We start from the raw sequence: 12,645 nt of genomic DNA, 5'->3' as shown, positions 1-12,645 counted from the left end.
CGGCGCTCACGCGCCGCCCCTCTCGAACCGCCAGACCGGGATGCCGAGCTTCTTCGCCTTGTCGGCGAGATTGTCCTGGATGCCGGTGCCGGGCCAGACAAGGACGCCGATCGGCAGGACGGATAGCATCGCGTCGTTGCGCTTGAACGGCGCGGCCTTGGCGTGCTTCGTCCAGTCCGGCTTGAAGGCGACTTGTGGAACCTTGCGGTGGTCGGCCCAGCGCGAGGCGATGAGCTCGGCCCCCTTCGGCGAGCCGCCGTGCAGCAGCACCATGTCGGGGTGCTTGCCGTGGACCTGATCGAGCTTGGCCCAGATCCGCTGATGGTCGGTGCAGTCGAGGCCGCCCGTGAAGGCGATCTTCGGTCCGGCGGGCAGCATCACCTCGGTCTCGGCGCGGCGCTTGGCGGCGAGAAAATCGCGGCTGTCGATCATCGCCGCGGTCAGGTTGCGATGGTTGACCATCGAGCCACTGCGCGGTCGCCAGGGTGAGCGGGTCAGGCGCTCGAAGGCGTCGGCAGCCTGGTCGCGCATCAGCTCGAAGGCGTCGCGGCGTTCGAGGAGCGTCTGCCCTTCGGCGGTGAGGCGTTCCAGCTCGACCGACTTCACCTCCGAGCCGTCCTGCTCGCGCTGTCCGCGCCGCTGCGCCTGCTCGTTGTCGTCCAGCTCGCGCTCGATGCGGTCGGTGGCGCGATGGAAGAGGTTGACGGTGGACCAGAGGAGATCGTCGAGGTCGGGCTCGAGGCGGGTGTCCTGCAGCGTGCCCGCAATGGCGTCGAAGATGTCGGCGATCATGCCGGCGACGTCGGTACCCTCGGGCAGCGGGCGGGCGTCGGGTTCGTCCTGGAAGGGACGGTAGCCGTAGAGCTGAAGCTCCTGAAGGACGTGGTGGGTGGAGGAGGCTTCGTGTTCGGGCTCGATGTCGTGGCGGGCCATGGGGCTGTTCCTTCGCCGGTTCGGACCGCGACCCTCGCGGCCTTCATGGCGACGACAGCCGTCGGGCGGCGCGGCCCTGCACCCGGGCCGCGGAACGCGACCGGGCCGAAGCGCCAGCGGAGGATGGCGAAGGCCGGCGATTTTGTTTCGCGATGCAAAGCCGCAGACGGGGTCCCCACGCGGCCTGCCGCGTGGGGTGGCAAGGCGGCGGAAAATCGTCGGCCGCAGCCATTGCCGGGCCGGGTCGTTTGACGGCCGTTCGCCCTCTCGGAAGGCCAGGGCGCGGTGCTCTCCGGCGGCACCGGATCAGGCACACCGCCACTGCGGCGATCGCAAGCCCGATCCGGCGACTTCCGCCCTTCCGGTCAGGCCGCGAGCGCCATGAAGCGGGCGACGTCCTGCGGCAGGACCTGTGCCCGGAGTGCTGCCCGGAGTCCTTCGACACCGAATGCTCGGAGATCGTCATTGAAATCGCCGAGCGTCGGGACCAGCACCACCGCCTCGATGCCGGTCGCCTCCGCCCGCTCCGCCAGCGTCCTCGCCATCGCCTCGCCGGCCTCGCCGTTGTCGCGGGCGACGTAGAGCCGCCGCAGTGTGTCGGGCAGCAGGAGGGCGGCGAGATGGGCGGCGGAGAGCGCCGCGACCGCCGGCAGATCCGGCAGGCCTGAGCGAACGGACAGCATCGTCTCGATACCCTCGCCAGCCGTCTGCACCTCGGAGCCGATCCCGAACCGGACGCCGTGGCCAAGAAGGTCGCCCATCGCCTTCCGCTGCGTATCGATCGGCGCCTTTCCGGAGCCATCGGGCGCGAGCCAGGTCCGGTGCGTGCCGGTCTGACGGCCGGCGAGATCGGTGACCCGCGCGAGCAGTGCCGGCCACGTCTCGGTCGGGCCGTCGTCGGGACGGTAGTAGCATTGCGGATGGAAACGCAGCGCGTCGGTTGCGTTGAAAGCCGTGATTCCGCGTTTACGGAGATACGCCTTTGCGATCGTGCCGGCGATCGGCCGCGCCATGGCGAAAAGCCGCCGCGATGCCTCGGCCGAACCGGACGGGACCGATGCTCCACGCTGTTTGGGCGATGTCGGTTCCGGCTCGGGATGCGGCAGGCTGAGGAAGGCGCGGGCCTCCTCGGCGACGTCGGCAAAGTCGATCAGGCCGAGCGCCTCGCGGATCACGTCGAGCAGGTCGCCATGCTCGCCGCTCTCGGCGTCCATCCATTTGCCCGCCGGCCCCTTGGGCGTGTCCTTCAGGCGTACGAACATCGAACGGCCGGGCGTGTTGCGCACGTCGCCGACCTGCCAGTAATTGCCCTGCCGGCGGCCGTTGGAGAGATAGTGGCGGCACACTGCCTCGGCCTGCCGGCCGAGACGCTGCGCCAGATCGGATGCGTCGAGCCAGACCATCACGCTGCCTCCCGCTCGGCGACCCGTTCGATCGGATAGGTGTCGAGCAGACGGCCGAGGACCGTCGGCCCGTCCGCACCGACGGGCACGAAGAAGCGCAGCTTCCACGAGATGATCTCGGTGAAGAGCCCATAGGCGCGCAGGCGCTCGCGCATCGCCTCGCTGAAGCCGGTCAGCTCGATGCGGTTCGCCGCCATGACGCGGGTGCGGCGAAGCTGCAGGCCCTCGGCGAGGTCGATGACTGTCCTGCCGTCGATCAGCGCGGCGAAGGCCTGGTCGGGCGTCAGCGTCGGTGCGCCGGTAGCCGCGGCATTGGACGCCCAAGCGGGTGAGACGCGGCGGCCGATGATGCGCTCGCCGTCATCGGTCTGGAGCCGATAAACGCGGGTCGATTCGTCCGGCAGGCGCTTCCACACCGGCAGGAGCAGCCCGGCGACGATATGCAATGTGTGCTCGGTAAAGGGCGGCAGCTCGGCCAACTCCGCTTCCCATGCGGCGGCGAAGGCGTCGCGGTCGACCTCGGCCCAGTGGCTCTCGGTCAGCGCCCGCAGCGGCAGGCCGTGCGCTTCCATCGGGCGGAGCAGCCGGATGCGCCGCTCGATCTCGCCGTCGTCGAGCATCAGCGAGGGTGCTGCGACCTGCACCGCGGCCCGGCCCGAGCGCTCGTTGACCAGCAGGCGGGCACGACCGTCCTGCGCCAGCGCCAGGGCATCGTCCAGCACCATCGGCCGGTTGCGCTGCCGCTCGGCGATGGTGAGCAGCCGGGTCTCCGCGCCGGTTCCGGGATGGGTGTAGATCGTCGCGCGGTCGGTGACGGTGAAGCTCTCGGCCGTGAGCGTCTCCAAGCCCTGATCGTAATGGCCGGCGGCGATGGCGCCCTCGACCTTGGCGGCGAGAAGCTGTTCGAAGGCCGTGAACAGCACGTTCTGAAGATCGATGGTCAGCGCCAGGAGTCGGTTGAGGAAGGTGGTTATCGGCGGCAGCTCGTCCTTGATGCCGTTGGCATCCATGAGCGTCAGGCCGGTCGCCGCCTCGAACTCCGCCAGCGAGCAGCCCTCGATCCGGCCGCGCACGATCAGGAGATAGAACTGGCGCAGCGCGTCGCGGGCATAGACGCCTTCCAGATTGTCCTCCGGCCGGAACAGGCCGGCTCCGCCCGTCTGCCGCTGGCCGCGCGTGATCGCGCCAAGCGTGTCGAGCCGCCGGGCGATGGTGGACAGGAAGCGCTTCTCCGCCTTCACGTCGGTCGCGATCGGCCGGAAGAGCGGCGGCTGCGCCTGGTTGGTGCGGTTGGTGCGCCCGAGGCCCTGGATCGCGGCGTCGGCCTTCCAGCCTGGCTCCAGCAGATAATGGACGCGCAGCCGGCGGTTCCGGGCCGACAGTTCGGCATGATAGCTGCGCCCGGTGCCGCCCGCCTCGGAGAAGACGAGCACACGCTTCACGTCGTCCATGAAGGCGGCCGTCTCGGCGAGGTTAGCCGAAGCGGCCCGGCGCTCGACGACATGGCGGTTGATGCCGTCGCCGCCACGCTTGCGCACGATGCGGCGCGAGCGGCCGGTCACCTCGGCGACCATATCGGTGCCGAAGTGCTGGACGATCTGGTCGAGCGCGCCCGGAACCGGGTCGAGCATGGCGAGGCGTTCGATGAGATCGTCGCGCCGGCGGACGGCCTCGCGGCTCTCCACCGGCTGACCGTCGCGGAAGACGGGCCGCGAGAGCGTGTTGCCGTCGGCGTCCGAGTACGGTTCGTAGAGCTGGACCGGAAAGGAATGCTGCAGATAGGCAAGGACGTATTCGCGCGGCGTGATGTCGATGCGAACGTCGTTCCATTCCTCGGTCGGGATCTCGGCGAGCCGACGTTCGGTCAACGCCTCGCCGGTCGAGACGATCTGCACGACGGCGGCATGGCCGGCGGCGAGGTCCGCCTCGATCGAGCGGATCAGGGTCGCCGTCTTCATGCCGGTCAACAGGTGGCCGAAGAAGCGCTGCTTCACCTGCTCGAAGGCCGAGCGCGCGGCGGACTTGGCCTGGCGGTTGAGCGTGCCGTCCGAGCCGGTGATGTTCGCCGCCTGCATCGCGGCGTCGAGGTTGGTGTGGATGACCGCGAACGCCCCGGCATAGGCGTCGTAGATGCGGCGCTGCTCGTCCGTCAGCGCGTGCTCGACCAGCTCGTATTCGACGCCGTCATAGGACAGCGAGCGGGCGGTGTAGAGGCCGAGCGCCTTCAGGTCCCGGGCCAGCACCTCCATCGCTGCGACGCCGCCCGCCTCGATCGCCTCGACGAACTCGGCACGGGTCGCGAAGGGGAAGTCCTCGCCGCCCCAGAGCCCGAGGCGCTGCGCATAAGCGAGATTGTGGACGCTGGTCGCGCCCGTCGCCGACACATAGACGACACGCGCATCCGGCAAAGCGTGCTGAAGCCGCAGACCGGCGCGGCCCTGTTGGGATGGGCCGGTGTCGCCGCGCTCGCCGGTCGATCCGGCGGCGTTCTGCATGGCATGGCTCTCGTCGAAGACGATCACTCCGTCGAAGTCGGAACCCAGCCATTCCACGATCTGCTTGACCCTGGAAAGCTTCTCCCCGCGATCGTCGGAGCGCAGCGTGGCATAGGTGGTAAAAAGAAAACCCTCGGGCAGCTCGATCCGCTTGCCTTGGGCGAAGCGTGACAACGGCGTGACCAGCAATCGCTCCAGGCCGAGCGCCGCGACATCCCGCTGGGCGTCCTCCAGCAGCTTGTCGGACTTGGAGATCCACACCGCCTTGCGGCGACCGCAGAGCCAGTTGTCGAGGAGAATACCGGCAACCTGCCGACCCTTGCCGCAGCCGGTGCCGTCGCCGAGCATGAAGCCGCGGCGGAAGCGAACGGTGCGGTCCGCATCGGCGGGTGCGGCCTTCACCAGGTCGAAGGTCTCGTCCACCGTCCACGATCCGGGCAGATGCGCGCCATGCGCCTCGCCCGCCTGGATCACGGTCTCGAGCTGCGCGTCGGAGAGGAGTCCCCCGGTGACGACGGCAGGCGACAGCATCGGCCGGTACGAAGGCTTCGGCGGGGGCACGCTCGCCATCGCGGCCGACTGGACGAGCTTGGTCGGGTGGGCCGTAGAGCCGGGAATACGGATCGACTGCAATCCGTATTCTTCGTAGATCGCATCGGTCAGGCGTGCGCCGTCCGGCGGCGTCCAGTCCACGGTCTCATAGGCGAGCTCGACGCCGGCGATTTCCAGTCCGGCAGGCCGGGAGCGCGCCGGTGCCGGAGCGGCCGATCGCGGGCGGAGATATGCGGAGACGCTGCGCGGAGCGGACGTCACCGAAGCGACCGGCAGCGCGACGGGCAACCGTGGGGGCACTTGTCGTTCGATCCAGCCGAGCAGCGTGGCGACGTCCGGCGCCATGCCCGGCGAGGCCGGGAATATCTGCGGATCGTCGGCAGCCGCCTTGTCGATGACCGTCAGCCGGGTCGGAAAACTCGTGCCGTGCTTGGCATAGACCGCACCGGCGATCGTCGCGGTGAACAGGACTTGGCCGCGCTCCTGGAGGCCGACAAAGGCGTCGCGCCAATCGGGCATGTCGGGACCGACATTGGCGCCGGTGATCGCGACGAGACGCCCGCCGGGTGCCAGTCGTGCCAGGGCCGACGACAGGTGGCGGAAGCCGGCATCGTGCACACGGCCCGCGACATGGGCCATCGCCGAGAAGGGCGGGTTCATCAGCACGACCGACGGTATGGCCGCGGGGTCGAGATGGTCGTTGATCTGCGCGCCGTCGAAGCGCGTGACCGGGTCAGCCGGAAAGAGAAGGGAAAGAAGACCGGCGCGGGTATCGGCCAGCTCGTTGAGGATCAGCGTGCCGCCGGCGGTCTCGGCGAGGATGGCGAGCAGGCCGGTGCCGGCGGACGGCTCCAGCACCCGATCCGTCGGTGAGATCGCAGCCGCGGTGATGCTGGCCAAGCCCAGCGGCACGGGCGTCGAAAATTGTTGCCGCGCCTGGCTCTCCTCGGACCGGCGCGTATGCGTCGGCAGCAGGGCGGCGATCTTCGCCAGTGCGGAAAGCCGGAGAGCCGGAAGCGCGGCTTTGCGGAACAGCGCCTTTCCGTATTTGCGCAGGAACAGGACGATGGCGACCTCGCCCGCCTCATAGGCCGCCTTCCAGTCCCAGGCGCCGGTGGCATCGGAGGCGCCGAAGGCGGCCTTCATGGCGCCGCGCAGGATGGCGGTGTCGATCGGTCGCCCCTGTTCGAGATGCGGCAGGAGCTGCTGCGCGGCGGCGAGGATGGCCGGAGCCGGATCGGACGGGGCGAGACCAAGCGGCAGCGACGCTGCGGCATGGGCCGCAACGGACGGGGTCAAGGCGTGCATGAAGAGGACCTCGGGAGAGCGGAACGGAATGACGCCCCGCGACGCTCTCTCTCGATCGCCGGGCCTCGCTCCGTCCCGGCCCGCCTCTCACTCTCGCGCCCGGACGCCCCGACCACGAGAAAAGGGCGCCCCGCCATCCGGCAGGACGCCCTTCGCGATCCTCGGCCGATACGATTCAGGCGGCGGCCGGGTCAGGCGGTGACACGTCGACCTCGGCCTCGATCCGCTGCGCCCGGCCCATCCACGGCTCGGGCCGGATCGTCTTCACCCAGTCGGCAAAGGAGGGGATGAAGCCGAGATCCTCGCGCACATGCTGCTCGCCGACCCAGCGTGTCGGGATCACACGACCGGTAGAGAGGGTCAGCGTCGCGCCGAAGATCGTCTCCGCCATGAAGATGCCTTCTCCACGATCCGGCGTTTGCTTGCGGCGTCAGTCGACCAGACCCGGTCACTCAAATCAGCCGACAGGAACGTCTGCTCCAGACAAAAGCTGCCAATCGGTCGTTCCGAAGCGGAATGTCAGGACGGAGCGCCTGAACATCGAAAGCAGGCGTCGTAATTGAAGCGCAGGCACTTGCAATGTTCCCGGTGCGTTCCCAAATTTTGCTTGAGGTCTATGGGAGGGGCGGCGCATGAGGCAGATTGAGGTCGAGAACCAGCTTCGCGATGTGGTCAGCCGCATCATCGTTCAGGTCGAGCTGGCGACGGCGCAGGGCAGGACCGACGTCAATCTGGCGCTGGAGGATGCATTCATCCCCATCCTGAAGTCAGTCTTTAACCTGCCGCACCTCATAAACCTCAACCGCAAGCAGAAGAACTATCCCGGCATCGACCTCGGCGACGACCACGACCGCGTCGCCTTCCAGGTGACGTCCACGACCGGGCTGGAGAAGGTGAAGTTCACGGTCGGCCAGTTCATAAGCCGATCCTACTACAACACGTTCGACGAGCTCTATGTGCTGATGCTCGGGAGAAAGCAGTCCTCCTACAGCCAGAACGCCGTGAACGCCCTTCTGACGGAGAACTTTTCCTTCAACTGCGCCAAGCACATCATCGACCTCGGTGACATCCTGGGCATGGTGACCGGACTGCGGTTGGCGGCGCAGGAGCGGGTGCTGGCGGAGTTCAGGCACATCCTAGGTGAGGTTGACGCCTTCATCAGCATCCGTTCCGAGACAGTCGAGGCGCCGACCGCGATCACAACCAATCTGCAGGAGATACGGCTTCCCGATACCGTGTACGTCGCCGAATTGACAATCGACGACAGGGCAGTGGTTGAGCGGGCCAAGGTCGAACTGAGCTACCGGGGTTACGCGAAGGGTCGCAGGGCGGTCGTGAAGATGGCCCTGCTTCTGAACGACGTGCAGACCGACGCGTGGGTCTGCCACGACAACAAGTTGTTCTCGTTCATGGACATCGCCGCCAGTGGCCTTGTCAGCATCGTGGACGAGGGCACCGTCGAGCGGCTGGACGTCGCCGATCTAGCGGACTCCGACGAGCCAGACAACGTCAACGTCCTGAAGCAGCTGCTCGCGGCCGAGACCCGTCAGATGCTGAAGGCGCGCAACGTGCGCGCCCATCCGAAGGACGGGTTCTTCTTCTTCGTGCCGGTCGAGGATGGCCAGGACATCCGCAGGGAAGCCTGGGTCGGCAAGGCCAGCGCCACCCGTACGGTTTATGTGGTCCGGTATCAGAAGAAAGATCCGGACAAGGTCCTGCACCATCAGCACTTCTCGTTCGAGCTGACGTTTTCGAACCTCGGCGGGACCTGGTTCGCTCAGATCGTGCCGAGCTGGTATTTCTCTTACGATGGTTTCAAACGGTCGAACTGGCACGACAAGCTGCTGTCTAAGCAGAAGCGGCTCGAACTTAACCTGAGCGTCAGGAACGCGGTGCGCTTTGTCGCGTACTTCCTTTCGAACAGCAGCGGAGCGGATGAGGCGGACGACACGTCGTTGAGGTTCGGAACGCTCCTCGAGTTCGATGTGGACCGCGATGGCGAGGAGGATTTGGATGACGGGGACCTTGCCGCGCATGCCGCCTTCGATGACGACGTGACCGATGACGAGGTGGCGGCATGAAACTGACCACCCTTGCAGAGCCGCTTCTCGAGTTCGGCACCGGCACGCACGTCTGCCCGCGCACGGGCATCGAGAACATGGGCGTCTACGACAAGCGTGACGAGCTGCGCCGAACCGAACTTCGGATCGGTGTCGTCGGTCGCGGTGAGGGCATTGACCTCTTCGACGAATGGCTTGAGCGCTGCCGGGAGGGCGTCGAGCGCAAGAAGGATTCCCAGCTTCTGAACCTTTTCCGAGGCTTCGGAGGAGTGAATCAGAACTATGGCTTCCTCACAAGGCTCATCAACTCGCCCCAGTATGCGCGCCTGCTGAAGAAGTCGGAGATTACGGCTATCGTGAAGCTGGCCTCGCGCGCCGATCGCGTAGAGCGGGCGGTGGATCTCTATTACGAGCAGATCCGCTTTTTGGCCGAGAACAGGTCCGTCGACGTGATCGTATGCGTCATGCCGAACGAGATGTTCGATTCCGTGACCACCGCTGTGGTCGGCGACGACAAGGATGACAGCGAAATCGAGAACAATTTCCGCCGGAGGCTGAAAGCCAAGTGCATGCATCTCGGCACGCCGCTCCAGCTCGTTCGCGAGAAGACCATCCTCATCACCAAGTTCGCGGGAGAGCAGCAGGATCCCGCAACGAAGGCTTGGAACTTCTGCACGGCGCTTTACTACAAGGGAAACCGGACAATCCCCTGGCGGCTAGTCGAGGACGGCTCCAAGCTGCGGTCGTGCTACATCGGTATCGGGTTCTACAAGAGCCGTGACGGCGAGACAGTGTCGTCCAGTCTGGCACAGGTCTTCGACGAGTTCGGCCATGGCATCATCCTACGCGGGACGCCCGTTTCAATCGACAAGAAGAACCGGCATCCCTTCCTGAGTGAGGATCAGGCCTACGAACTGCTCAGCGACGCGCTGGACGAGTATGACCGCGCCTTGGAGCACATGCCGGCCCGGATCGTCATTCACAAATCCAGCCGGTTCCGTGATGGCGAGCGGAAGGGCTTCCTGCGGGCGTTGAAGGAAAAGGGCATCCGCTCGAAGGATTTCGTCGCCATCACAGACACCGACGTCCGCCTCTTCAGTGACAAAAAGTATCCGCCGAAACGCGGGACGCTGCTCACCATCTCGGAGACCGAGGGTGTCCTGTATACCAGGGGCACCGTCGACTTCTACAAGACCTATCCAGGTCAGTACGTGCCGAGTCCGCTCAAGATCACCGTCTACGAGCAGGATTCGTCGCTCGAGAGCCTGTGCGAGGAGATCCTGGGTCTGACCAAGATGAACTGGAACAACACCCAGATGGACGGTCGGCTACCGATCACGCTCGAGTGCGCCAAGAAGATCGGCGACATCATGAAGTACGTGGACGTGAACGAGAAGCCGCAAGTCAGCTACAGCTTCTACATGTGAGACTGGTTTCTGCGGCGACTGGTCCGACGGCGTGGCGGCGGCGCTCTCATTCCTGACAGTGTCCGCTATCGGACTCGTTGGGCCAAAACCTGCCTAGCCGCAAGCGGCTCAAGTTCTGTCGCCCGGCGGAATACTCCGGGCGAACGCTAAATCTCGGCTTTCAACAAGGGCCGCCGTTCGACGCGGCGCAGGTGGACGGCGGCTTCGTCCCAATGTCGGACTGCGCAAATGGCTCTGATAGCCTCCCGATTGCCGCTGTACGGTAGGTTATGAGAAGCTGCGACATTCCTACCCAACCATCGTTTTTGGGATGACCGACCGGGGCCGCCATTCCAGAATGATGCGTCACTCGCACCTGGAACGGCGAGTCAGATCGACTGGCCTCAACACTCAGCAGATCGTGCCGGTCGGCGAGATCGCGTTCGTGCTTCACGATTACCGTCGCACGGTCGCCATCTCGTCGGATGACGAAACGATTGCCCCACTTCGAACCCCGGCCGATATACGCACCACCTGCTCAGCATACTATGCACATGCTTGTTCAGAACCCTGCACATCGTCCCGATCTCCAATTCCGTTCGCGGATCGCTGCGGGACGCGCCGAAGTGCGCAGGGTCACGCGGAGCCGTCCGGCGACGCGGGAACGGCTTTACCGTTAACCCGCGACCTGACGCGTCCAGGCAGAGAAGGCGAACGGATCGGGATCGGGCGATCGACGGATTTGGTCATGTCCCGCATGAATTGCCGGTCAACCGAAGCGGTGGCCGTCGGCGGTGAAGGTATAGGCATTCGCCTCCAGCGCCGCATCGATCTCGGCATCCGAGGTCTGGTACTCATACTCATCTTCGAGGCGGCGATAGAGCCAGCGCGCGAGATCGCGCAGCGCCTCGATCACAATGTCCTCGGCGTCGGCCGTCATGGCCTGTCCGTTCGGGCTGTCCCGCTCGACAGCGATCGCCATCGTGTATTCGTGATAGTAGCGATCCTGATGCCGAATGCCGGCGCGGAGCTGGTAGAAGTTGCGCCGCTGGACGGCTTGGAGCGCGTCGGCGATGGCGTGCAACTCCGTATCGCGCGGTGCATGGGCGCGGATAGCGCTGGCTGCCCGCTTGGCGTAGGCATACGAGCCCTCGAAGCAGGCGCCGTCGCCCTGGCTCCAGAAGCCGGAGAACCAGATGCCGGGCTTCGTCCGCGTCCCCCCGCCGAAGAGGCGGATCGGCACCGCGCACAACGTGATGCCGAGGATCGTGCAGATGGTTTCGAAGTCCGAATAGACGAACTCATACCATTCGTGGTCGAACCCGACTTGGCGGAACCACTCGCGCGCTTTCTCGCGGGCCGACGCGTCCAGTTCGTCGATGCGATATACGGTGGTCTCGACGATCTCAGGCATGATCCGCCCCCGCATCGATGCGCTCGGCGAGCCAGGTGGTCGCATCGACCGAAGCGAGAACGCGGCCCGCGCCGAGGTCGAGCAGATGCGCGCGCCCGCCCATCGCTTCGGGCTCGGACCGATCGGCGACGATCGCATAGGAGAAGCCCCAGAGGCCACCGAGGCCGAAAAGCCGGGCGCAATGGAGCGCGAACCGGATGACTCCGTCCGGGTCGCCGCCGTCGTCATCGCGGATCCAGAGGATCGAGGGTCCGTGATCGGGTTCGATCGACAGGCGGAAGGCTTGAGACAGCGAGACATCGCGCGTGTCGTCCTCGGACAGAGCGACATAGGCGTCGAGCGCCCGGGCGGCGTTGGCCGGCGATCCGACGTGGAGCAGGCAGGAGAAGCGAACGAATGGTTCGGCCATGACGGGTTCCTGAAACGAAAGCGACCCGGCGCTGATGAGCGGCCGGGCCAGAAGGAAGGATGGCGCGACAGGAAGAACCAGCCGCACCGATAATCAGGTCAGGTTGCGATCAGGCCGCGCGCCGGCCTTCGACGGTGTCGGCGGCGATCTCGTCGGCCGAAACCTCTTCGATCCTGGCGCGGCTGTATCGATTCTTCGCCAGCCAGAGATCGGCCGCCTCGCGGCTTTCGGCGAGATGGAGCAGTTCGTAGCCGTCGCCGATATCCTGAAGGATCCGCACCGCGCCGACCGGCGGATGTTCGACGAGTTCGAACTGGAGATCGCTGTCGAGCGGAAAGCTTCGCGACACGGTCACGATGATGACGCCGGCGTCGCCGAAGTCGCCCTCGTGCAGCGTGAAGGACGGAGGCGACACGTAGGTCGACCGCTCGCGAGCCGGCTGCTTGCGGACCAGCCGGCCGACGCCATTGCGCTGCCGCCAGGCGGCGAGCTTCTTGGTGAAGCGGGCCGGTGGCCGGGGCGTGCCGTCGAAATAGCGCACGAGTGCGCCGAGGGGTGCGGTGTCGAAGATCAGAGGGGCGGACATGAACAGGGTCCTCAAAACGGAGGCGCCCGGCGATCCATCCGGATGCCAGGCGCGAATGAAAGGAAGGATGAAGAGAGGC

At 66.1% G+C, this 12,645-nt stretch carries 10 protein-coding genes; 2 read left to right on the top strand and 8 right to left on the bottom strand.

The window, feature by feature from the left end; translation table 11 throughout:
* Positions 1 to 6: 6 nt before the first annotated feature.
* The 4 genes from BMX61_RS18915 to BMX61_RS18900 form a co-directional block, all read right to left on the bottom strand.
* Positions 7 to 933 carry a DUF2493 domain-containing protein gene (locus BMX61_RS18915; RefSeq protein ID WP_075628766.1) on the bottom strand — a complete coding sequence of 309 codons (927 nt, stop codon included), beginning with the start codon at positions 931 to 933 and terminating at the stop codon, positions 7 to 9.
* A 365-nt stretch (positions 934 to 1,298) separates the two neighbouring features.
* Complete coding sequence (locus BMX61_RS18910) at positions 1,299 to 2,336, bottom strand: DUF7146 domain-containing protein (protein ID WP_075628767.1); 1,038 nt, start codon at positions 2,334 to 2,336, stop codon at positions 1,299 to 1,301.
* Positions 2,336 to 6,691: a strawberry notch family protein gene (locus BMX61_RS18905; RefSeq protein ID WP_075628768.1), complete on the bottom strand. Its 4,356-nt coding sequence runs from the start codon at positions 6,689 to 6,691 to the stop codon at positions 2,336 to 2,338. Before BMX61_RS18905 ends, BMX61_RS18910 begins: the two co-directional genes overlap by 1 nt.
* A gap of 175 nt (positions 6,692 to 6,866) precedes the next feature.
* Positions 6,867 to 7,088, bottom strand: a complete 222-nt coding sequence (locus tag BMX61_RS18900; protein ID WP_456119711.1) for a DUF6915 family protein — start codon at positions 7,086 to 7,088, stop codon at positions 6,867 to 6,869.
* A gap of 235 nt (positions 7,089 to 7,323) precedes the next feature.
* Between BMX61_RS18900 and BMX61_RS18895 the strand changes: the two genes are divergently transcribed.
* Together BMX61_RS18895 and BMX61_RS18890 are read left to right on the top strand one after the other, a co-directional pair.
* Entirely contained in the window at positions 7,324 to 8,772 is a 1,449-nt protein-coding gene (locus BMX61_RS18895) for an SMEK domain-containing protein (protein ID WP_075628770.1), read from the top strand.
* On the top strand, positions 8,769 to 10,178 hold the full coding sequence (locus BMX61_RS18890) for an argonaute/piwi family protein (RefSeq protein ID WP_075628771.1): 1,410 nt from the start codon (positions 8,769 to 8,771) through the stop codon (positions 10,176 to 10,178). Before BMX61_RS18895 ends, BMX61_RS18890 begins: the two co-directional genes overlap by 4 nt.
* Before the next feature lie 160 nt (positions 10,179 to 10,338).
* Here BMX61_RS18890 and BMX61_RS25400 read toward each other — a convergent pair whose 3' ends face one another.
* The 4 genes from BMX61_RS25400 to BMX61_RS18870 all read right to left on the bottom strand — a co-directional run bounded on the left by BMX61_RS25400 (position 10,339) and on the right by BMX61_RS18870 (position 12,566).
* Complete coding sequence (locus BMX61_RS25400) at positions 10,339 to 10,644, bottom strand: hypothetical protein (RefSeq protein WP_327216420.1); 306 nt, start codon at positions 10,642 to 10,644, stop codon at positions 10,339 to 10,341.
* Positions 10,645 to 10,926: 282 nt separating this feature from the next.
* Positions 10,927 to 11,571: an antitoxin of toxin-antitoxin stability system gene (locus BMX61_RS18880; RefSeq protein WP_075628773.1), complete on the bottom strand. Its 645-nt coding sequence runs from the start codon at positions 11,569 to 11,571 to the stop codon at positions 10,927 to 10,929.
* On the bottom strand, positions 11,564 to 11,980 hold the full coding sequence (locus BMX61_RS18875) for a hypothetical protein (RefSeq protein ID WP_075628803.1): 417 nt from the start codon (positions 11,978 to 11,980) through the stop codon (positions 11,564 to 11,566). Before BMX61_RS18875 ends, BMX61_RS18880 begins: the two co-directional genes overlap by 8 nt.
* 109 nt (positions 11,981 to 12,089) lie before the next feature.
* Positions 12,090 to 12,566: a hypothetical protein gene (locus BMX61_RS18870; protein WP_075628774.1), complete on the bottom strand. Its 477-nt coding sequence runs from the start codon at positions 12,564 to 12,566 to the stop codon at positions 12,090 to 12,092.
* Between the last annotated feature and the right edge of the window lie 79 nt (positions 12,567 to 12,645).

Source organism: Xaviernesmea oryzae, from assembly GCF_900109605.1.
GTDB lineage: Bacteria > Pseudomonadota > Alphaproteobacteria > Rhizobiales > Rhizobiaceae > Xaviernesmea > Xaviernesmea oryzae.
This window is presented reverse-complemented; position numbering and strand designations above follow the sequence as displayed.

Coding starts and splice junctions, on each gene's coding strand:
- BMX61_RS18910 (WP_075628767.1), bottom strand. CDS start 2,336: ATGGTCTGGCTCGACGCATCCGATCTGGCGCAGCGTCTCGGCCGGCAG.
- BMX61_RS18875 (WP_075628803.1), bottom strand. CDS start 11,980: ATGGCCGAACCATTCGTTCGCTTCTCCTGCCTGCTCCACGTCGGATCG.
- BMX61_RS18895 (WP_075628770.1), top strand. CDS start 7,324: ATGAGGCAGATTGAGGTCGAGAACCAGCTTCGCGATGTGGTCAGCCGC.
- BMX61_RS18890 (WP_075628771.1), top strand. CDS start 8,769: ATGAAACTGACCACCCTTGCAGAGCCGCTTCTCGAGTTCGGCACCGGC.
- BMX61_RS18905 (WP_075628768.1), bottom strand. CDS start 6,691: ATGCACGCCTTGACCCCGTCCGTTGCGGCCCATGCCGCAGCGTCGCTG.
- BMX61_RS18870 (WP_075628774.1), bottom strand. CDS start 12,566: ATGTCCGCCCCTCTGATCTTCGACACCGCACCCCTCGGCGCACTCGTG.
- BMX61_RS18915 (WP_075628766.1), bottom strand. CDS start 933: ATGGCCCGCCACGACATCGAGCCCGAACACGAAGCCTCCTCCACCCAC.
- BMX61_RS18880 (WP_075628773.1), bottom strand. CDS start 11,571: ATGCCTGAGATCGTCGAGACCACCGTATATCGCATCGACGAACTGGAC.